The organism is Luteimonas soli (assembly GCF_042648865.1).
In the GTDB taxonomy this organism is placed as follows: domain Bacteria; phylum Pseudomonadota; class Gammaproteobacteria; order Xanthomonadales; family Xanthomonadaceae; genus Luteimonas; species Luteimonas soli.
The window spans coordinates 54,802-75,451 of the sequence record NZ_JBHRYA010000003.1 but is presented as its reverse complement, the minus strand read 5'-3'; the positions used below and the strand labels follow the sequence as shown (position 1 = coordinate 75,451).

The following is a 20,650-nucleotide window of genomic DNA, read 5'->3' as shown; positions in this document are numbered from 1 at the left end:
ACAACCCAATCCGCCTAGGTTAACAGCCCGCACGCCCCTGCCAGGCCCATCCGGGCCGCCGGTTCCGGCCGCTCAGTCGAAGTCCGCGTCGTCCCGGCTTGCGCTGCGGATCGTGTCGCCGTCGAAGCCGCGGCGCAGGAGGAAGTCCGCCGCCTTGCGCCGGCGGGCAAGGTCGCCGGCGAAGTCCTCGCCGAAGCGCCGGCGAACGAGGCCCCGGGCCTGTCGTCGCCAGTCGTCCTCGCCGGCTTCGGCAAGTGCGGCGAAGGCCTGCGCGATCACGGCCTCGTCGAGGCCATGGGTGCCCAGTTCGGCGCGGATCCGGATCGGCCCGTAGCCGCCCCCCGCCCGCATGCGCGCCAGGCTCGTGGCGAAGCGGGCGTCATCCTGCCAGCCCTCGGTCGCCATGCGTTCGACGGCAGCTTCTGCATCTTCCCGCGCGACGCCACGCGCGGCCAGCTTGTTCGCCAGTTCCTTGCGCGAATGCTCACGCCGGACCAGCAGGCCCAGCGCACGCTGGGCTGGCGTGGGCTCCGGCCGGCGACGCCTGCGCCGGCCTTCGTCCGCCGGCGCGTCCGGCGCCGGCACGTCGTGGCGATCGCCCGGGGACACGTGCCGGCTCAGGCCTTGGCGTCTTCTTCTTCCTCGGCCTTCTCCACCACCGCGGGCGCGAGCTGCTCGCGCAGCGCGGCCTCGATCTTGGCCGCGACCGCCGGGTTGTCCTTGAGGTACTGGCGGGCGTTCTCCTTGCCCTGGCCGATGCGCTCGCCGTCGCAGCTGTACCAGGCACCTGACTTCTCGACCAGCCCGGCGTCCACGCCCATGTCGATCAGCTCGCCCTCGCGGCTGATGCCCTGGCCGTAGAGGATTTCGGTGATGACCTGCTTGAACGGAGGCGCCATCTTGTTCTTGACCACCTTGATCTTGGTCTGGTTGCCGATGATCTCGTCGCCCTTCTTGACCGAGCCGATCCGGCGGATGTCCAGGCGCACCGATGCATAGAACTTCAGCGCATTGCCGCCGCTGGTGGTCTCCGGGCTCTGGCCCGGCATCATGACGCCGATCTTCATGCGCAGCTGGTTGATGAAGAACACCATGCAGTTGCTGCGCTTGATGTTGCCGGTCAACTTGCGCAGCGCCTGGCTCATCAAGCGTGCCTGCAAGCCCGGGAGCTGGTCGCCCATCTCGCCCTCGATCTCGGCACGCGGGGTGAGCGCGGCGACCGAGTCGATGACCACCATGTCCACCGCGTTGGAGCGCACCAGCATGTCGGCGATCTCCAGCGCCTGCTCGCCGGTGTCGGGCTGTGAGACGAGCAGGTCCTCGACGTTGACGCCCAGCTTGGCCGCATAACCCGGGTCGAGCGCGTGCTCGGCGTCGATGAAGGCGCACACGCCGCCGAGCTTCTGGCATTCGGCGATGGTCTGCAGGGTCAGCGTGGTCTTGCCCGACGATTCCGGGCCATAGATCTCGATCACGCGGCCGCGCGGCAGGCCGCCGATGCCCAGCGCGGTGTCGAGCAACAGCGAACCGGTCGGGATCACCGGTACCACTTCGGCGACGCGGTCGCCCATGCGCATGACCGAGCCCTTGCCGTACTGCTTCTCGATCTGGGTCAGGGCGGCGGACAGCGCGCGCTTCTTGTTCTCGTCCATCGTGGTGGTCCTCGTCATTGTTTGTATGGGGCGTTGGAAAGAGTCTGGCCGGACCGGGTCGCACGGATTGCGACCTCGGCGCCGGAAAACAGGATGGATCGCCTGCCGGCCCGGTGGAATCGGCACGCACCCCGCCCGCGCGTCGGGAAAAGCCCCGGATACCGGGCAGGAAAACCCCGATTCACCGGTTCGGCCTCACCAGGCCGCAGTACAGGCCCTCGATGGCGAAGTCCTGGCCGGGCAGCACGTCGATCGGCGCGTAGTCCGGGTTGCGCGGCAGCAGGCGGATTCGGTCCTTGCCGAGCTTCAGCAGCTTGACGGTGATCTCCTCGTCGATGCGCGCGATGACGATCTGCCCCGAGCGCGCGTCGGCGGTGCGGTGCACGCCGATCAGGTCGCCATCGAAGATGCCCTCGTCGCGCATCGAGTCGCCCTTGACCTTGAGCAGGTAGTCCGGTGCCGGCGAGAAGAAGGCGCGGTCCATCAACACCACCTGATCGGAACCGATGTCGGCGCCGATCGGCAGGCCGGCGGCAACCTGGCCCAGCACCGGCAGTTCCAGCACGTCCTCGTTCGCCGATGCCGGCAGCGCCAGTTCGCGCTGGGCCGCCTCGGGCGCGTGCAGCAGGCGGATGCCGCGCGCGCGGCCGGGCACACGCTCGATGGCGCCGGCCGCTTCAAGCGCATCAAGGTGGTACTGCGCCGCGCGCACCCCGCTGAATCCGAAGGCGCGGGCGATCTCCGCCTGCGACGGCGGCATGCCCTCGGCCTCGATGCGCTCGGCAATCAGGGAGAGGATGGCTTGCTGGGTGTCGGACAGGTCCATGGTTAGTAGTAATACTACTAACGACTCAGGGCCGCAAGCCCTCCGGCTGACCAATCAGCGCTACACCTCCTCCAACCCCCGCAGCGCCGCCGCCACGGTCTGGCGGCGCACGTCGTCGCGGTCGCCGTCGAAATGGAAGACTTCGGCGCGGGCGTAACCGCCGCGGCGTTTCCAGCCGATCCAGACCGTACCCACGGGCTTGTCGTCGCTGCCGCCGCCGGGGCCTGCGATGCCGGTCACCGCCACCGCGACGGTGGCGCCGGAGTTGACCAGGGCGCCGGACACCATTTCCACCACTGTCTCGCGGCTGACCGCGCCGTGGAGTTCCAGTGTCTCGGGGCGCACGCCCAGCAGCGCCTGCTTGGCCTCGTAGCTGTAGGCGACCATGCCGCAGTCGAACCAGTCCGACGAGCCGGCGATGTCGGTGGCGGTCTTGGCGATCCAGCCGCCGGTGCAGCTCTCGGCAGTGACCAGCAGGTCGCGCGATTCGCGCAGCCGCATGCCGACGGCGTCGACGGTGCCGCGCAGTTCGGCATCGGTCGGGATGGTGTGGGACATGCGCGCGCTCCGGCGGAAACGCACGTTGTACCCCATCCGGCCGCCCTGCGGGCGTGACCGCGGCCCGCAATGCGGGCCGCGGGGACTACGCGGCTCAGTACCGCACGCGCAGCGTGACGCCGTACATCCTCGGCGCGCCCGGGAACGCGTTGAAGGTGTTGAACGGATTGCCCGGCAGTGGCGAGACGTTCTGCAGCGGCCCGTCGAAGCCCACCTGCACGTAGTCGGTGTCGGTGATGTTGGTGCCCCACAGTTCAAGCGACCAGCGGTTGTCGCTCGCGCCGATGCCGATGCGTGCGTTGACCACGGTGTAGGCGTCCTGGTGCTTCTCCACGTCGAGGTCGGAGCCGGTGTTGTAGTCGGACATGTACTTGGCGCCGATGTTGAAGCGCCCCTGCAGGCTGTTCGACAGGTCCCACTCGTACGTCACCGAGGCCGATCCGGACCAGTCCGGCGCGAACGGCATCGTCGCACCGGGCAGCTTGTACAGCGCACCGGTGGGCTCGACGAAGTCCCCGCCCGGGATGCTGTCGCCGAAGGTGGTGTCGGCGTACATCAGCCCGCCCTGCAGCATCAGCCCCTGCACCGCGCGCGGCTGCCACAGGATTTCCGCGTCCAGGCCCTGCGAGACGACCTCGGGGATGGAGCGCACCACGAAGCTGGTGCCGAGGAAGCTGTTGAGCTGGAAGTCCTCGTACTTCTGGTGGAACAGCGTCGCGTTGAGCAGCAGCGAACCGTCGGCCCAGGTGGTCTTGGCGCCCAGCTCGTAGCTGTCGACGAACTCGCCCGGGAACGAAGTGTCGTTGACCGGCAGGATGCCGGTGCCGCCGCTGGTCAGCCCGGTGCTGGACTGCACGCGGTCGAGGTTGAAGCCGCCACCCTTGTAGCCGCGCGCGGCCGACAGGTAGGTCATGACGCTGTCATTCCAGCGATACGCGGCCTTCAGCGTGCCCGACCACTCCTTCTCTTCGCGCGACTGGTGGGTTTCACCGCCGATGAAGTTGCCGGCTGCATCGCGGCGCATCACGTGCATCGGGTTGGCCCAAGGCAGGCAGCCATAGCCGATGACCTGCGGGATGACCTGCGGCAGCGCCGCCGCCGGCACGCCGCGCGCCATCAGCGCCGCGGCGATGCGCGCCTGGCCGTTGACCGGGTCGAGCATGGCCGCGCAGCCGGGGCTGCCGTTGGGGTTGCTGTAGTGGGCGTCGAGTTCCTTCTTGTCGCGGGTGTAGCGCAGGCCCAGGGTGAGGTCGAGCGCATCGGTCGCGTGCCAGGTGTTGTTGGTGAACAGCGCGGTGCTCTTGGCGTTCTGCTCGTAGCGGTCGAGCGCGCCCAGCCCGGCGAACACCGTGCCCGGCGTGCGCCCAGTGGCGTCGGCCAGGAAGGTCGGCGCATTGGGCAGCTGGCCCAGCGCCGGGTTGACCAGCGACAGCAGCGCGATCGACAGGTACGGCTCGTAGTGCGGGCCGATGCGGTAGGTCTCGGTGCGGTCCAGGTCCTCGTCGGAGTAGAAGAACCCGACCATCCAGTCGATCCGGTCCGTCGAACCGGTGAGCCGGAACTCCTGGCTCAGCGTCTTGAACCCGGTGAACGACTCGTCCTCGTCCCCGTTGCGGTACAGGATGTCCGCGGTGGAGAAGTCGTAGTCCAGGCCATTGATCGCCTGCCAGTCGCGCGATGCGGTGATCGAGGTCAGCGTGGCGCCACCCATCCACGGCGATTCCCAGTTGATCTCGGCCGAGACGCCCTTGTCCTTGATGTCCTGGATGGTCGGACGGTTGCTGTACGCGACGCGGTCGAACGGATCGTCGCCGGGCGCAGCGACCGCCTTGCCGCCCACCAGCGCGTTGAGGATGCCCGCAGTCGCGCCGACCGTGGTCTGGACCGCGGTGCAGCAGTTCTCCTCGCGGCTGGTGAAGTCGCCCGACAGCAGGATGTCGAGCGAATCGACGGGCTCGAGCAGCAGCTTGCCGCGGAAGGTGTGGTAGTTCTGGTCGTAATCCTCGTCGTTGGTGCGCGGGCCGCTGCCGGTCACCACGTCCATCCAGCCGTCGCGCTTGCGCTTGGCGGCGTAGACACTGAACGCAGCCGCGTCGCCGAGCGCGTCGTTGTAGCTGCCCGACACGCCGAACGCACCGTAGTTGCCGACCGTGAACTCACCCTCCGCGCTCTGCGTGTAGCTGGGGCGCCGGGTGACGACGTTGATGACGCCGGCGGAGGTGTTCTTGCCGAACACGGTGCCTTGCGGCCCCTTGAGCACCTCGATGCGCTCGATCTGGCCGAGGTCGCCGAAACCGACACTGTTGCGCGGCCGGTAGACGCCGTCGATCACGATGCCGACCGAGGACTCCAGGCCGACGTTGTCGCCGACGGTGCCAATGCCGCGGATGCGGGCGGTGGTGATCGCCTCGCTCTGGGTGCTGGTCACGGTGAGGCCGGGCACCAGGATCTGCATGTCCTTGATGTCGTACACGCCGGTGTCCTGGATCAGCTGCTGGTCCAGCACCGTCACCGAGATCGGGACGTCCTGCAGCGCTTCCTCGCGCTTCTGCGCGGTGACGGTCATGGTGGCGAGCGTGGTCGGCTGGTCTTCGTCGGCGGCCGGCGGCGCGGCTGTTTCGGCTGTCGCGGCTTCCTGCGCCTGTGCGGCGATGGACATGGTCAAGCAGGCCGCGAACACCGCGGCGGCTAGCGTCTGGCGTTGCGGTTGGCGGTTGGCCATTTTGTTTTCCCCGTCTGGATTGGATGAGCGTGCCCTGTCCCGCGCGATGCGGTCACTCACTTCCGGTACGGCACGGCGACGGGATTCGACGCAATGCACGTACCGGATTCGTCCGCGACCTTCGTGGGGGAAAGGCCGCGTACGCCCGCGGCGGATGCCGCGGAAATCTGCATACGGCAACGTATAGCACAGGAACGCGCCGCGTTGGCAAGTTGCGTGGATGGCGTACCGACGGCCCGCCGGCTTCGGGTCGGGGGATGGCTTCGGGCACACTAGCGGACCCGTCGTCGCCCCTGCCCCGAACTCGATGTCCCACGAACAGCACACCCCCCTGATGCGCCAGTTTTTCGCAGCCAAGGCCGACCATCCGGACGTGCTGCTGTTCTTCCGCATGGGCGATTTCTACGAGCTGTTCTACGACGACGCGCGCAAGGCGGCGAAGCTGCTGGACATCACCCTGACCCAGCGCGGCGCGTCGGCCGGCAAGCCGATCCCGATGGCGGGCGTGCCCTACCACGCGGCCGAGGGTTACCTCGCACGTCTGGTTGCGCTGGGCGAGTCGGTGGCGATCTGCGAACAGATCGGCGACCCGGCCGCGAGCAAGGGGCTGGTGGAACGCAAGGTGGTGCGCATCGTCACCCCCGGCACGGTCACCGACGAGGCGCTGCTGAGCGAGCGCCGCGACACGCTGCTGCTGGCCCTGTCGCGTGGCAAGACCGGCTACGGCCTGGCCTGGGCGGACCTGGCCGGCGGCCGTTTCCTGGTCAACGAGGTGGTCGGCGACGACGCGCTGGAAGCCGAACTCGCGCGCCTGGACCCGGCCGAGCTGCTGCTGCCCGACGAGGACGGCTGGCCGGCCTTCGCCAGCACCCGCGGCGGCCTGCGCCGGCGCGCGCCGTGGCTGTTCGACGCCGACAGCGGGCGCCGGCAGCTGCTGCAATTCTTCAACCTGCACGACCTGTCCGCATTCGGCATCGACGACCGGCCACTGGCCATCGCCGCCGCCGGCGCCCTGCTCGGCTACGTCGAGGAAACCCAGAAGCAGCGCCTGCCGCACCTGACCTCGATCGCGGTGGAAGCCAGCGACGGCGCGATCGCGATGAACGCCGCCACCCGCCGCCACCTGGAACTCGACACCCGCATCGACGGCGAGCAGAAGCACACCCTGCTCGGCGTGCTCGACAGCACGGTCACGCCGATGGGCGGGCGCCTGCTGCGGCGCTGGCTGCACCGGCCACTGCGCGACCGCGACGTGGTCGGCCAGCGCCACCACGCGGTCGCGTCGCTGATCGACAGCGGCCGCGACGCGGACCTGCGCGAAACCTTCCGCGCGCTCGGCGACGTCGAACGCATCCTCTCGCGCGTGGCCCTTCGTTCGGCGCGGCCGCGCGACCTGGGCACGCTGCGCGACGCGCTGGGCATGCTGCCGCAGCTGCGCGAGCTGCTGGCGCCGCTGGATTCGCCGCGCCTGCAGGACCTGGTGGCCGGCATGGGCGAACACGACGCGCAGGCATCGCTGCTGGCCGAGGCGCTGGTCGAACAGCCGCCGGTGCTGGCGCGCGACGGCGGCGTGTTCGCCGACGGCTACGACGCGGAGCTGGCCGAGCTGCGGCGGCTGTCGACGAATGCCGACCAGTTCCTCGTCGACCTGGAACAGCGCGAGCGCGAGGCCAGCGGCATCCCGACGCTGAAGGTCGGCTACAACCGCGTCCACGGCTACTACCTTGAAATCGGCAAGGCGCACGCAGCGAAGGCGCCGACCCACTACACCCGCCGGCAGACGCTGGCCAACGCCGAGCGCTACATCACCGAGGAACTCAAGGCCTTCGAAGACAAGGTGCTGTCGGCGCGCGAACGCTCGCTGGCGCGCGAGCGGCTGCTGTACGAGCAGCTGCTCGACGCCCTCAACAAGCACCTCGAATCGCTGAAACGCTGCGGCGCGGCGCTGAGCGAACTCGACGTGCTGGCCTGCCTGGCCGAACGTGCGCAGGCGCTGGACTGGGCGCGCCCGCTGCTGGTCGACGACGCCTGCCTGCGCATCGAACGCGGCCGCCACCCGGTGGTGGAAGCGGTGCGCGACGAACCCTTCGAACCCAACGACCTGGACCTGCACGACGCGCGCCGGATGCTGGTCATCACCGGCCCCAACATGGGCGGCAAGAGCACGTACATGCGCCAGAACGCGCTGATCGTGCTGCTCGCGCACATCGGCAGCTTCGTGCCGGCGGCAAGCGCGCGGATCGGGCCGGTCGACCGCATCCTCACCCGCATCGGCGCCGGCGACGACCTCGCGCGCGGGCAATCGACGTTCATGGTCGAGATGAGCGAGACCAGCTACATCCTGCACCACGCGACCGAACGTTCGCTGGTGCTGATGGACGAGATCGGCCGCGGCACGTCGACCTACGACGGCCTGGCGCTGGCCGATTCCTGCGCGCGCCACCTCGCCGCGATCAACCGCAGCTACACGCTGTTCGCCACGCACTACTTCGAACTCACCGCGCTCGCCGAACCGGGCAGCGGCATCGCCAACGTGCACCTGGACGCGGTCGAGCATCGCGCGCAGGACGGCAGCGAGTCGCTGGTGTTCATGCACGCGGTCAAGGACGGCCCGGCCGACCGCAGCTTCGGCCTGCAGGTCGCGGCGCTGGCGGGATTGCCGAAGGCGGTGATCGCGCAGGCGCGCAGCCGGCTCGCCGAACTCGAACGACACATGCGCGACGGCGCGCCGCCGCTGTCGGCCGATGCGCTGGACGCGCCGCAGCAGATCGGACTGTTCGCGCCCTCGTCGGCGGCGATGGACGCGCTGGCCGGCATCGATCCCGACGACCTCACGCCGAAGCAGGCGCTCGAAGCGCTGTACCGGCTCAAGTCGCTGGCATGACCATGTCGCCCGCCGTGCGCGTCGACGCGCTGCTGGCGGGCGCCGCGAAACCGTACACGCGCCCGGGCAGCCGCAGCGCGATCGACAAGCGTCCGCTCGCCGGCGTGGTTGCGATCGGCGCGCTGGGCTTCGACGGCGACGAACAGGGCGACCCGCGCGTCCACGGCGGGCCGGACAAGGCGGTCCACCACTACGCGTTCGACCACTACCCGGCCTGGCGCGCGGACATCGGCGATTCGCCGCTGCTGCGCGCGCCGGGCGCGTTCGGCGAGAACATCAGCACCCGCGGCCTGGACGAAGGCAACGTCTGCCTCGGCGACCGCTTCGCGCTGGGCAGCGCGCTGCTGGAAGTCAGCCAGGGCCGGCAGCCGTGCTGGAAGCTCAACGACCGCTTCGGCGTGCCCGACATGGCGCGCCGCGTGCAGGCGAGCGGCCGCACCGGCTGGTACTACCGCGTGCTGCAACCGGGTAACGCACAGGCCGGGGACGAACTGCGGCTGGACGCGCGCCCGCACCCGGAATGGACGTTGCAGCGGCTCAATGCACTGCTGTTCGACCGCGTGCTGTCGCGCGAGGCGCTGGAACCGGTGCTGCAGCTGCCGCTGGTGCCGTCGTGGCGCAGGCTGGTCGAGCGCCGCCTGCAGCAGGGCGACGTGGAGGAGTGGACACGGCGCATCGACGGGCCCGACCGGGATTGACGCCCGCGCAACATCGTCGTCGTAGGATGGCCGTCCCGCACCTCCAAGGACACGTCCGATGGCCACCCTCACCGACGACCTCGCCTCGCAGCTCCAGGGCGCACCGGTCCAGCAAGTCGCGCAACAGCTGGGCATCGATTCCTCGCAGGCGTCGTCGGCCATCGGCGCCGCGCTGCCACTGCTGATGGGCGCGCTGGGCCGCAACGCCAGCCAGCCCCAAGGCGCCCAGGCGCTGTTCGGCGCGCTGCAGAACGACCACGCCGGCGGCGACCTCGGCAGCGTGCTCGGCTCGGTGCTTGGCGGCGCGCAAAGCCGCCAGACCGACGGCGCCGGCATCCTCGGCCATATCTTCGGCGGCCAGCAGGAACGCGCGCAGGCCGGCGTCGCCCAGGCCACCGGCCTGCAGGGCGGCCAGGCAAGCCAGCTGCTGAAGATCCTCGCGCCGATCGTGATGGCCTACCTGGCCAAGCGCATGTTCCAGGGCGGCGGCGCGCAGGCCGGCGCGAGCCCCGACGCCCTCAGCGGCATCCTCGGCCAGGAACAGCAGGACATCCGCCAGCAGGGCGGACTCGGCGGCGGCCTGCTCGGCGCCGTGCTCGACCAGGACGGCGACGGCCAGACGGGCATCGGCGACCTGCTCAAGATCGGCGGCGGCCTGCTCGGCGGGCGCCGCTGATCCCACGATCCAGGGCCCGTGGAATCCTGACGCGCAGGTCGGGGCTACGCCCCCGACGGCTCTGCTCCGGATCTCCGGGCGGCGTGGATGGGGCGTGGATGGTTCGCGGGGTGTCGGGGGCGTAGCCCCGACCTGCGGCAGATGAATGATTGGCGATAGTCAAGAGCTATCGCGTTGTTCGTTTCGTTCGATTTCCCCTTTTCGTGCAACCGGGCTAGTTTGACGGTTCGCCATCACCTGCTGGAGCCAGCGCCATGAGCAAGCCCTCCGACAAGCCCAAGCCCACCCATCTCACCACCCAGTTTGGCGCCCCGGTGCCCAACAACCAGGACAGCCTGACCGCCGGGCCGCGCGGTCCGCTGCTGTCGCAGGACGTGTGGCTCAACGAGAAGCTCGCCAACTTCGTGCGCGAGGTGATCCCGGAGCGGCGCATGCACGCCAAGGGCTCCGGCGCCTTCGGCACCTTCACCGTCACCCACGACATCACCAAGTACACCCGCGCCGCGATCTTCTCCAAGGTCGGCAAGAAGACCGAGATGTTCGCCCGCTTCACCACCGTGGCCGGCGAGCGCGGCGCGGCCGATGCCGAGCGCGACATCCGCGGCTTCGCGCTGAAGTTCTATACCGAGGAAGGCAACTGGGACATGGTGGGCAACAACACCCCCGTGTTCTTCATCCGCGATCCGCGCAAGTTCCCTGACCTCAACAAGGCGGTCAAGCGCGACCCGCGCACCAACATGCGCTCGGCCACCAACAACTGGGACTGGTGGACGCTGCTGCCCGAGGCGCTGCACCAGGTCACCATCGTGATGAGCGACCGCGGCATCCCGGCCAGCTATCGCCACATGCACGGCTTCGGCTCGCACACCTACAGCTTCTGGAACGAGAAGGGCGAGCGTTTCTGGGTGAAGTTCCACTTCCGCACCCAGCAGGGCATCAAGAACCTCACCGACGCCGAGGCCACCGAGATCATCGGCAACGACCGCGAGAGCCACCAGCGCGACCTGTTCGACGCCATCGAACGCGGCGATTTCCCCAAGTGGAAGCTGTACATCCAGGTCATGCCCGAGACCGATGCCGAGAAGGTCCCCTACCACCCGTTCGACCTGACCAAGGTGTGGCCGAAGGGCGACTACCCGCTGATCGAGGTCGGCGAGTTCGAGCTCAACCGCAACCCGGAGAACTTCTTCGCCGACGTCGAGCAGGCCGCGTTCGCGCCGAGCAACCTGGTGCCGGGCATCGGGCCTTCGCCGGACAAGATGCTGCAGTCGCGCCTGTTCAACTACGCCGACGCGCAGCGCTACCGGCTGGGCGTGAACTACCACCAGATCCCGGTCAATGCCGCGCGCTGCCCGGTGCACAGCAACCACCGCGACGGCCAGGGCCGCGCCGACGGCAACTACGGCGGCCTGCCGCACTACGAGCCCAACAGCTTCAACCAGTGGCAGGAGCAACCGCAGTTCCGCGAGCCGCCGTTGAAGATCAGCGGCGACGCGGACTGGTGGAACTACCGCGACAACGACGACAACTACTTCAAGCAACCCGGCGACCTGTTCCGCCTGATGAAGCCGGAGCAGCAGCAGGTGCTGTTCGACAACACCGCCCGCGCGATGGGCGACGCACCGGACTTCATCAAGCAGCGCCACGTCGACAACTGCACCAAGGCCGACCCTGCCTACGGCGCGGGCGTGGAGGCGGCGCTGCGCAAGCTCGGCGCGTTTGCCGGCGCGGCATCGCCCAACAGCCTGGAATAGCCGCCAGACAGGGCTCGACGACGCCTCCCCCGCGTTGGCCGGACGCCGGCAGGTTCGCCTGCCGGCGTTTTCCGTGGCGCGCGAGGCCTGAGTGTGTTGGGAGCGGCTTCAGCCGCGAGCCCTTGCTTGTGCAAGCGTGGTGACGGCATGCCGTTGCCGGGAAGTCGCAACCGGGTTCGCGGGGAAAGCCTTCGCGGCTCCCGCCGCTCCTGCAAGGGCGGCGCCGCGGCGGTCAGGACGCGTCGATGTCGCCCAGCGCACGGATCAGCCGCCGCGCGCGCTTGTCCGGCTTGCCCTGCGGCGGCTGGTAGCCGGCGCGCGCGGCGCGCAGTTCGGCGAGCCGGTTCTCGCGCGCGAGGCGCGAGGCCTCCGACTCGACGTACAGGGTGCGCGCGACGGCCGCGGGCCCGCGCTGTTCGCTGAGCGCGGCGACTTCGACCTCGAAGACTTCCTCTCCGCGCCCGACGCGCAGCGTGCTGCCCACCTGCACGCCGCGCGAGGCCTTCGCGCGCTGGCCGTCCACTTCCACCTTGCCGTTTTCGATCGCCTGCCTGGCCAGGCTGCGGGTGCGGAAGAAGCGCGCCGCCCAGAGCCAGATGTCGAGCCTGACCGAAGCCACCGTCACCGGCCGTACCGCCATGCGCGAAGGTGCGCCGCGCCATGCGTGGAACACCTGGACAGGCATTGCCCCTCGCCGGGTCGGGTCGGCATGTTCACGTCGGCGGTACCGGGTCCGGGGCCCTGTCCGGCAACAGCGGCACGGACCTGGCTTCCGTGCACTCGGGCGGCAGGCGCACGCCATGGGCAGGCCCCTTGCGCGGCTGCGGCATGTCCCGCTGCTGGCGCGCGATGTCCGCGCACCACGACGGGAACGGCGATCCCGCGTCGACCGCCGGTTCGTAGGTACTCGCGCAGCCGGCCAGCAGCGCCAGGGCAAGCAGTGCGGTTGCAGTCCGCATCGCGCGTCTCCTCCATCTCCGGTCCGTGCAAGTGTGCCCCATGCCGATCGCCGGCTCGCGTGACGAAAGTGCCGGTCCGGCGTCACGCGGCGTCTGGCAAGATGCCCCGATGCCGAAGACCGGGACTCGCGACCTCACCCAGGGGCCGATCGGCCGCACGCTGTTCGTGTTCGCGCTGCCGATCATGGCCGGCAACGTGCTGCAGTCGCTCAACGGCTCGGTCAACGCGATCTGGGTCGGGCGCTTCCTCGGCGAGGAAGCGCTCACCGCGACTGCGAACGCCAACAACATCATGTTCTTCCTGATCGGCGCGGTGTTCGGCGTCGGCATGGCCGCGACCATCCTGGTCGGCCAGGCGATGGGGGCGAAGGACACCGCGCTGGCCAAGCGCGTGATCGGCACCAGCGCCACGTTCTTCTTCTGCGTATCGCTGGCGATCGCGTTCGCCGGCATGCCGCTGTCGCGCCACATCCTGGTGTGGATGAGCACGCCCGCCGAATCGCTGGCGCTGGCCGAGGCCTACCTGCGCATCATCTTCATGGCGGTGCCGTTCCTGTACATGTTCGCGTTCCTGTCGGCGATCCTGCGCGGCGCCGGCGACACCCGCACGCCGTTCGTGTTCCTAATGCTGGCGGTGGTGCTGGACATCGTGTTCAACCCGCTGCTGATCTTCGGCATCGGGCCGTTCCCGGAGATGGGCATCGCCGGTTCGGCCACCTCCACCCTGGTCGCCAACGTGGTGAGCCTTGCGGCGATGCTGCTGTGGCTGCGCCATCGCCGCCATCCGCTGTGGATCAGTCGCCACGAGAATTCGGTCTACAAGCCGGACCTGGCGATCCTGCGCGCGCTGGTGGTCAAGGGCGTGCCGATGGGCCTGCAGATGATCGTGATCTCGCTGGCGATGATCATGATGATCAGCATGGTCAACGCCTACGGCGTCGACTACGCCTCGGCCTACGGCGCCGCACTGCAGCTGTGGACCTACATCCAGATGCCGGCGATGGCGATCGGCGCGGCGTGTTCGTCGATGGCGGCGCAGAACGTGGGCGCCGGGCGCTGGGACCGCGTGAATGCGACCGCGCGCACCGGCACGCTGTTCAACTTCCTCATGACCGGCGCGTTGATCGCGCCGGTGATCCTGTTCGACCAGACCACGCTGTCGCTGTTCCTGCCCGAGGGCAGCGCCGCAATCGAGCACGGCCGCCACCTCAACCACATCGCGGTGTGGTCGTTCCTGTTCTTCGGCGTGAGCTTCGTGGTGTCCGGCGTGGTGCGCGCCACCGGCGCGGTGATCCCGCCGCTGGTGATCCTGGGCATCGCGATGTGGGGCATCCGCATCCCCTTCGCCGACCTGCTGCAGCCGGCGCTGGGCATCGATGCGATCTGGTGGAGCTTCCCGGTCAGCGCGCTGTGTTCGATGCTGATGTCGCTGGCGTACTACCGCTGGGGCAACTGGCGCAAGGCGAGGATGCTGGAGCCGGATCCGGAGGCGGTCGCGGTGCCCTCGGAGGTGCCGGCGCAGGCTCCGTCGCCGGTGGCGGACCAGGGGACGCGGGCCTGATCGCGGCGATGGGGTGTTGCCGCAGGAGCGGCTGAAGCCGCGATGCCTTGCGGGAAAGGCATCGCGGCTTCAGCCGCTGCAACCACCATTCCTGCCGGCACAAACGAAAACGGCCACCCGGAGGTGGCCGTTCGTGCACTGGCTGCGGCGAGGATTACTCGGCAGCGGCTTCGGCGGCGGCCTTCGCGGCGGCGCGCGCCTTGGCGTTGCCGGCGAGGTCTTCCTTGATGCGCGCCTTCTTGCCCTCCAGGCCGCGCAGGTAGTACAGCTTGCCGGCGCGGACGGCGCCGCGGCGCTTGACCTCGACCGAGTCGATGGCGGCGCTGTGCGCCTGGAACACGCGCTCGACGCCGTAGCCGTGCGAGATCTTGCGCACGGTGAACGCGGAGTTGAGGCCGGCGTTCTTCTTGCCGATGACCACGCCCTCGTAGGCCTGGACGCGCTCGCGGTTGCCTTCCTTGACCTTGACGTTGACGACGACGGTGTCGCCCGGGCCGAATTCCGGCAGCTTGCGCTGCGCCTGTTCGGTTTCGAAATCCTGCAGCAGCGTGTTGAGCGAGGGCTTGTTCATGACGGTGGTGCCTTTGGTTGGATGCCTGTTGGAGTGCCCTTGTGGGCGTTGTTGTTGCGCGAGTGCACGTGGACCCGCGTCATGGCATGGGTGGAGCGAAGCGGGCAATTATAGCGGCCTTTTTCCCTTGTGCGCTAGGGGGTTACATGCTGTCGGCGAGGGTGCGGATGACGCCAGCAGCGACTTCTCCTGGCAGGCGGCGGGTCGAGACCCGCCCTACGGGTCGGTTTCCACCGGCGCCGTGCCGCCATCCCCGGCCAGGAACTCCTCGAGCAGCGCCCGGTCCGCGACGGACAGGTGCTCCCGGTCGAGCAGGTCCGGGCGGCGCAGCCAGGTGCGGCCGAGCGCCTGTTTGCGGCGCCAGCGGGCGATTTCGGCATGGTTGCCGGACAGCAGGACCGTCGGCACGTCGCCCAGCGGGTGCTCCAGCGGGCGGGTGTAGTGCGGGCAATCGAGCAGCCCGTCGCCTTCGAAACTGTCCTGGACGGCGGATTCGGCGTCGTTCAGCGCGCCCTCCTGGAGCCGGGCGACGGCATCGACCACCACCGCCGCGGCCAGTTCGCCGCCGGACAGGACGTAGTCGCCAATGGAGATTTCCTCGTCGACCTCCGCCGCCAGCAGGCGCTCGTCGACACCCTCGTAGCGGCCGCACAGCAGGACCAGCCGCGACTCCCCAGCCAGTTCGCGGGCCTTGGCCTGGGTGAAGGGCCTGCCCTGCGGACTGAGGTAGATGACGCGGGCCGGCGCCGGTTCGGCCGCACGCGCCGCGGCGATGCAGGCGCGCAGCGGGTCGATCATCATCACCATGCCGGGGCCGCCGCCGAAGGGGCGGTCGTCGACGCGACGGTAGTTGCCTTCGGCGTGGTCGCGCGGGTTCCAGCCGTGCAGCGACAGCAGCCCGCGCTCCCGTGCGCGCCCGACCACGCCATGCCCGGCGACCTGGGCGACGAATTCGGGGAACAGGCTGATGATGTCGATGCGCATTGGTTGGGGGCTGGGGGCTGGGGGCTGGGGGAAGCGTAGCGCGCGGGACTGGCCGAGCAATCGTTGGCCCTCTCCGCTTGCAAGAGGGGGTGTGTGAGCCCCGCTTTTCACCGGCAACGCCAACAGCCGAACCCTCACCCGGCGCGCTGCGCGCGCCTCTCTCTCCCGCAGGCGGGAGAGAGGCTGACCGACTTCTCGCTAGAACTCCGGGTCCCAGTCGACGGTGACCACGCCGTTGTCGAAATCGATCGATACGACGTAATCCGGCTGCAGGAACGGGATCATCCGCTCGCGCTCGCCTTCGGCGACCAGCACGTCGTTGGCGCCGGTGGAGAACAGGTACGAGACGCGGCCGAAATCGACGCCTTCGCGGTTGACCACGCGCAGGCCTTCCAGGTCGACCCAGTAGTACTCGCCGGGCTTCGGCGGCGGCAGCGCCGAGCGCGGCGCCCAGACTTCAGTGCCGCGCAGCGCGTCGGCGGCGTCGCGGTCGGCGACGTCGGGGAAGGTGGCGACGATGCCCTTGGCGGTCAGTCGGCCGCGCGCGCCCGACAGCTCGCGTTCGCGGCCCTGCGCGTCGCGCAGGATCCATGGCTGGTAGCGGAAGATCGCATTGGGCGGGTCGGTGAACGACTCGAGCTTGAGTTCACCGCGCACGCCGAACGCGCCGTGGACCCTGCCCAGCAGGATGCGGCGCGTCGAAGGTTCCATCAGGCGATGGCCGCGCCGAAGCGCGGCCCGGGCGTCAGGCGGCCGTTTCGGCCGGGGCTGCGGCGGCGGTCTTTGCCGCTTCCTTGTACAGGTTGCGCACCTTGTCGGTCAGCTGCGCGCCCTGCCCGACCCAGTGGTCGACGCGGGCGATGTCCAGCTCGATGCGCTTCTCGGCGCCCGAGGCGACCGGGTTGTAGAAACCCACGCGCTCGATGTTGCGGCCGTCGCGTGCGCTGCGCTGGTCGGTGACGATGATGTGGTAGAAGGGGCGCTTCTTGGCGCCACCGCGGGTAAGGCGGATCTTGACCATGGTGCTCTCGTGTTGCCCAGTCGCCAGGATGGCGAGGTAAGCCGGCGATTTTAGCCCAATTCGGGCGGTCGATGTAACCCCGTTCCCATCGTCCCCTGCCCGGCCGGGATCGGCTGCCAGGGCTGCGCCGCCAGCGCCCGCCCGAGCAGGTCCGCCAGCTCCGGATCGGGGGCGAAGGCCACCTCGTCCACCGCCCCGATCGCCCGCACGCCGCGCGAATTGCAGGCGAAGGCGGCCCGGAACCCCGGCAGTTCGCCCAGCGACACGCGGCGCCGCGATTGCGGGCCCCCCAGCGATTCCAGCCCGGCCTGCAGCAAGCTTTCGCAGGTGCCGCGCAGCGCCGGCGCCTCCGGCCAGGTCACGCCCAGCCCGTCCCAGAAACCCACGTTCCAGACGGAGCCCTCGCTGATGCGGCCATGCGCATCGACGAACAGCACGTCGTCGAAGCCCCTGCCCCGCGCCTGGCGGGCGAGGTGGAACTGGGCGAACGTACCGACGTGCTTGATGTGCGGCAGCGCACGCTCGTGCACGAAGCTGGCCGCGCGCATCGGTTCCAGCGCCGGCGCCGTCGCGGGCGTCAGCGCCACGATCACGTCCAGGTCTTCGGCCGCCAGCGGCTGCGAAGCCAGCGCGGCGCGCTCGAACTCCCTCGCGCAGACGGTCACCCGCGCCGTGCAATCGCCGCTGCCGGCGATGTCCAGCGCCTGCCGCAAGCCGCCGGTCGCGCGGGCATCGTCGAGAGCGACATCGAACAGTTCGGCCGTGGCCTCGCGCAACCGTGCCAGGTGCAGGTCCAGCCCGCGCACCGCACCGTCGCGCACCTGCATGGTGGTGAAGTGGCCGTGGTTGCGCATCGCCAACGCCACCAGGTCGGCGGCCTCGGCGCGACGGCCGTTGCACAGGACGACGTTCACGCGGCTGTCCACGGTGGCCGCCGGGATCCGCTCGCGATCAGCGGAACGGCATCCCGCCGCCGCCCATGCCGCCCATCATTCCCTTCATGCCGCGCATCATGCCCTTCATGCCGCCGCGGCCGAGCTTGCCCATCATCTTTTCCATCTGCTGATACTGCTTCATCAGCTTGTTGACGTCGGCCGGCGTCATGCCGGAGCCGGTAGCGATGCGCTTGCGGCGCGAGCCGTTGAGCAGGGCCGGGTTGCGGCGCTCCTTCTTCGTCATCGAATTGATGATCGCCACCATGCGCGGCACTTCCTTGCCGGTCACCTGGGCCTTGACGTTGTCGGGGATCTTGCCCACGCCCGGCAGCTTGTCCATCAACCCGGACAGGCCGCCCATGTTCTGCATCTGCTCGAGCTGGTCCTTCATGTCGTCGAGGTCGAACTTGCGGCCCTTGGCGACCTTCTCGGCCAGCTTCTTCGCCTTGTCCTGGTCGACCTGCTGCTCGACCTGCTCGACCAGCGACAGCACGTCGCCCATGTCGAGGATGCGGCTGGCGACGCGATCGGGGTGGAACACGTCCAGCCCGTCGACCTTCTCGCCGGTGCCGATGAACTTGATCGGCTTGCCGGTGATGTAGCGCACGCTCAGCGCCGCGCCGCCGCGGGCGTCGCCGTCGGTCTTGGTCAGCACCACGCCGGTCAGCGGCAGCGCCTCGCCGAAGGCCTTGGCGGTGTTGGCCGCATCCTGGCCGGTCATCGAGTCGACCACGAACAGCGTCTCGACCGGCTTGACCGCGGCGTGCAGCGCCTTGATCTCGGCCATCATCGCCTCGTCGACGGCCAGGCGGCCGGCGGTGTCGACGATCAGCACGTCGGCGAAGGACTTGCGCGCGTCGTCGATCGCCGCGCGAACGATGGCTTCGGGCTTCTGCTCGGCCGTGGACGGGAAGAACAGCACGTCGACCTGCTGCGCCAGCGTCTTCAACTGCTCGATCGCGGCCGGGCGGTAGACGTCGGCGCTGACCACCATCACCTTCTTCTTGCGCTTGTCCTTCAGGTGCCTGGCGAGCTTGGCCACGGTGGTGGTCTTGCCCGCGCCCTGCAGGCCGGCCATCAGGATCACGGCCGGCGCCGGCACGTTGAGGTCGAGGTCGCTGGCGGCCGCGCCCATCACCAGGGTCAGCTCGTCGCGCACGATCTTGATCAGGGCCTGCCCCGGGGTCAGCGACTTGAGCACTTCCTGGCCCACCGCGCGCACCTTGATGCGCTGGATCACCGCCTGCACCACGGGCAGCGCGACGTCGGCCTCGAGCAGCGCGATCCGCACCTCGCGCAGGGCTTCGCTGATGTTGGATTCGCTCAGGCGGCCACGGCCGCGCAGGCGCTCGATGGTGCCGGACAGGCGCTGGGTCAGGGATTCGAACATGGATGCAGGATCGTTCGGGAAATCGGCCGGCGATTATAGCTTGGCGGTCGCGGCCACCCCTTGGCGACGCGTGCGCGCGCGCCGATCCGCGCGGCCATGTGCGACACTTCCGCGATGACAATCGTTCTCATCGCCATCGCCCTCTACCTGCTGGCCGCGATCGCGCTGGTGGCCGGGGCGATGCGCGGGCAACATCCGCCCGGCCACGGTTGGCTGCTGCCGGCGCTGCCCGCCGTGGCCCTGCACATCGGCTACCACGTGATGGCCTGGCGAACCGCCGGCGGAGCCGACCTGCATTTCTTCGCGGCGCTGTCGCTGGTCGGCCTCGGCATGGCCCTGCTGGCGCTGCTGGTCGGCGCGCGCGGGCGGATGGCGACGCTGGGCGTGGTGGTGTACCCGATTGCCGCCGCCACGCTCGCCGGCTACGCCGGCTACGGCCACCACCTGGTGGACGAGATGGACATGGGCGTCCAGCTGCACGCCTGGTGCGCCCTGCTCGCCTACGCAACGCTGGCGGTGGCCGCGTTGCTGGCGATCATGCTGTGGCTGCAGGAACGTGCGTTGCGCCGCCGCGACTTCCACGCCTGGCTGCGCGTACTGCCACCGCTGACCGAACTCGAAACCCTGCTGTTCCGCACCATCGCCGCGGGCTTCGTGCTGTTGACCGCGACCCTGCTGACCGGGGTGCTGTTCGTGGACGACCTGTTCGCCCAGCACCTGGTGCACAAGACCGTGCTCAGCGTGCTGTCGTGGCTGGTGTTCGGCGCACTGCTGCTCGGACGCTGGCGCCGCGGCTGGCGCGGAGCGGTTGCGGTGCGCTGGACGCTGGTGGCGATGGCCCTGCTGGTGCTGGCCTTCTTCGGTAGCAAGGCCGTGCTGGAGCTGGTGCTGCAGCGCGTGGGCTGACAGCGAACCTGAACAGGCACTCAGCGGGATAGTCAAATCCATTGCAGGGACAATAGTTGCATTGACAACTATTGCGCGGGCGAGCAAAATGCCGCCCCTCATGAATGCCCCCGCCTTCCCCAACAGCGGCGCCAGCCTCGGCCTGCTCTTCCGGCAACTCCGCGACGCCATGTGGGCGCGGATGAAGCTGGAACTGGCCAAGGCGGGCCATGACCTGACCTTCAGCCAGTACGTCACGCTGAAGAAGCTGGCCATCGGGTCGACCGGCGTCACCGACCTGGCTCGCGCCGCCGAGCTCAACCCGGGCGCGATGACGCGCCTGCTCGACCGCCTCGAAGCCAAGGGGCTGGTGGCGCGCACCGCGGACCCGACCGACCGCCGCGCACTCAACATTGACCTCACCGATGCCGGCCTGGCCATCTGGCAGGACATCAACAAGTGCGGCGAGCGGGTGCGCGAGCTCGCGATGGCGGGCATGAGCGACGAAGAGCGCGGCGTGCTCACCGGGCTGCTCGAGCGCGCACGCGACAACCTCACCTCGACGGAACCCTGA

General features: G+C 69.4%; 20 protein-coding genes. 7 read left to right on the top strand and 13 right to left on the bottom strand.

What is annotated here, in order from left to right; genetic code table 11:
- Window positions 1-72: 72 nt before the first annotated feature.
- The 5 genes from ACFONC_RS03755 to ACFONC_RS03735 all read right to left on the bottom strand — a co-directional run bounded on the left by ACFONC_RS03755 (window position 73) and on the right by ACFONC_RS03735 (window position 5,758).
- Window positions 73-585 (bottom strand): regulatory protein RecX, encoded by a 513-nt coding sequence (locus ACFONC_RS03755; RefSeq protein WP_386743054.1) that lies wholly within the window; start codon window positions 583-585, stop codon window positions 73-75.
- A 32-nt stretch (window positions 586-617) separates the two neighbouring features.
- Window positions 618-1,652 (bottom strand): recombinase RecA, encoded by a 1,035-nt coding sequence (recA, locus tag ACFONC_RS03750; RefSeq protein ID WP_386743053.1) that lies wholly within the window; start codon window positions 1,650-1,652, stop codon window positions 618-620.
- A gap of 181 nt (window positions 1,653-1,833) precedes the next feature.
- Window positions 1,834-2,478 (bottom strand): transcriptional repressor LexA, encoded by a 645-nt coding sequence (lexA, locus tag ACFONC_RS03745; RefSeq protein ID WP_386742381.1) that lies wholly within the window; start codon window positions 2,476-2,478, stop codon window positions 1,834-1,836.
- 60 nt (window positions 2,479-2,538) lie between these two features.
- Entirely contained in the window at window positions 2,539-2,979 is a 441-nt protein-coding gene (locus tag ACFONC_RS03740; RefSeq protein WP_386743052.1) for a CinA family protein, read from the bottom strand.
- 151 nt (window positions 2,980-3,130) lie between these two features.
- Window positions 3,131-5,758, bottom strand: coding sequence for a TonB-dependent receptor (locus tag ACFONC_RS03735; protein WP_386742380.1), 2,628 nt, complete (start codon window positions 5,756-5,758; stop codon window positions 3,131-3,133).
- A 307-nt stretch (window positions 5,759-6,065) separates the two neighbouring features.
- On the opposite strand from ACFONC_RS03735, the gene mutS reads away from it, so the two are divergent.
- The 4 genes from mutS to ACFONC_RS03715 all read left to right on the top strand — a co-directional run bounded on the left by mutS (window position 6,066) and on the right by ACFONC_RS03715 (window position 11,770).
- The gene (gene mutS / locus ACFONC_RS03730; protein WP_386742379.1) at window positions 6,066-8,642 is read left to right on the top strand and encodes a DNA mismatch repair protein MutS; all 2,577 of its coding nucleotides are present in this window, start codon (window positions 6,066-6,068) and stop codon (window positions 8,640-8,642) included.
- Window positions 8,639-9,340: an MOSC domain-containing protein gene (locus ACFONC_RS03725; protein ID WP_386742377.1), complete on the top strand. Its 702-nt coding sequence runs from the start codon at window positions 8,639-8,641 to the stop codon at window positions 9,338-9,340. Before mutS ends, ACFONC_RS03725 begins: the two co-directional genes overlap by 4 nt.
- A gap of 58 nt (window positions 9,341-9,398) precedes the next feature.
- Window positions 9,399-10,016, top strand: a complete 618-nt coding sequence (locus ACFONC_RS03720) for a DUF937 domain-containing protein (protein WP_386742376.1) — start codon at window positions 9,399-9,401, stop codon at window positions 10,014-10,016.
- Between the two features lie 254 nt (window positions 10,017-10,270).
- Window positions 10,271-11,770, top strand: coding sequence for a catalase (locus ACFONC_RS03715; RefSeq protein WP_386742374.1), 1,500 nt, complete (start codon window positions 10,271-10,273; stop codon window positions 11,768-11,770).
- 232 nt (window positions 11,771-12,002) lie between these two features.
- Here the strand turns inward: ACFONC_RS03715 and ACFONC_RS03710 are convergent, their stop codons facing one another.
- Together ACFONC_RS03710 and ACFONC_RS03705 are read right to left on the bottom strand one after the other, a co-directional pair.
- Entirely contained in the window at window positions 12,003-12,410 is a 408-nt protein-coding gene (locus ACFONC_RS03710) for an RNA-binding S4 domain-containing protein (RefSeq protein WP_386743051.1), read from the bottom strand.
- 73 nt (window positions 12,411-12,483) lie between these two features.
- The gene (locus tag ACFONC_RS03705; RefSeq protein WP_386742372.1) at window positions 12,484-12,729 is read right to left on the bottom strand and encodes a hypothetical protein; all 246 of its coding nucleotides are present in this window, start codon (window positions 12,727-12,729) and stop codon (window positions 12,484-12,486) included.
- 109 nt (window positions 12,730-12,838) lie between these two features.
- Between ACFONC_RS03705 and ACFONC_RS03700 the strand changes: the two genes are divergently transcribed.
- The gene (locus ACFONC_RS03700; RefSeq protein ID WP_386742370.1) at window positions 12,839-14,290 is read left to right on the top strand and encodes an MATE family efflux transporter; all 1,452 of its coding nucleotides are present in this window, start codon (window positions 12,839-12,841) and stop codon (window positions 14,288-14,290) included.
- 154 nt (window positions 14,291-14,444) lie between these two features.
- Here the strand turns inward: ACFONC_RS03700 and rplS are convergent, their stop codons facing one another.
- From rplS to ffh, 6 genes are all read right to left on the bottom strand, one after another.
- Window positions 14,445-14,861 carry a 50S ribosomal protein L19 gene (gene rplS / locus ACFONC_RS03695; RefSeq protein ID WP_386742368.1) on the bottom strand — a complete coding sequence of 139 codons (417 nt, stop codon included), beginning with the start codon at window positions 14,859-14,861 and terminating at the stop codon, window positions 14,445-14,447.
- Window positions 14,862-15,077: 216 nt separating this feature from the next.
- A complete protein-coding gene (gene trmD, locus ACFONC_RS03690; RefSeq protein WP_386742367.1) occupies window positions 15,078-15,845 on the bottom strand; it encodes a tRNA (guanosine(37)-N1)-methyltransferase TrmD in 768 nt (255 codons plus the stop codon).
- A gap of 198 nt (window positions 15,846-16,043) precedes the next feature.
- Window positions 16,044-16,556 carry a ribosome maturation factor RimM gene (gene rimM / locus ACFONC_RS03685; RefSeq protein WP_386742366.1) on the bottom strand — a complete coding sequence of 171 codons (513 nt, stop codon included), beginning with the start codon at window positions 16,554-16,556 and terminating at the stop codon, window positions 16,044-16,046.
- Between the two features lie 34 nt (window positions 16,557-16,590).
- The gene (rpsP, locus tag ACFONC_RS03680; protein ID WP_386742365.1) at window positions 16,591-16,866 is read right to left on the bottom strand and encodes a 30S ribosomal protein S16; all 276 of its coding nucleotides are present in this window, start codon (window positions 16,864-16,866) and stop codon (window positions 16,591-16,593) included.
- 50 nt (window positions 16,867-16,916) lie between these two features.
- Entirely contained in the window at window positions 16,917-17,780 is an 864-nt protein-coding gene (locus tag ACFONC_RS03675; RefSeq protein ID WP_386742363.1) for an aminotransferase class IV family protein, read from the bottom strand.
- Window positions 17,781-17,817: 37 nt separating this feature from the next.
- Window positions 17,818-19,191: a signal recognition particle protein gene (gene ffh, locus ACFONC_RS03670; protein WP_386742362.1), complete on the bottom strand. Its 1,374-nt coding sequence runs from the start codon at window positions 19,189-19,191 to the stop codon at window positions 17,818-17,820.
- A 114-nt stretch (window positions 19,192-19,305) separates the two neighbouring features.
- Between ffh and ACFONC_RS03665 the strand changes: the two genes are divergently transcribed.
- Together ACFONC_RS03665 and ACFONC_RS03660 are read left to right on the top strand one after the other, a co-directional pair.
- The gene (locus ACFONC_RS03665) at window positions 19,306-20,097 is read left to right on the top strand and encodes a cytochrome C assembly family protein (protein ID WP_386742361.1); all 792 of its coding nucleotides are present in this window, start codon (window positions 19,306-19,308) and stop codon (window positions 20,095-20,097) included.
- Window positions 20,098-20,197: 100 nt separating this feature from the next.
- Window positions 20,198-20,650, top strand: coding sequence for a MarR family winged helix-turn-helix transcriptional regulator (locus ACFONC_RS03660; RefSeq protein ID WP_386742360.1), 453 nt, complete (start codon window positions 20,198-20,200; stop codon window positions 20,648-20,650).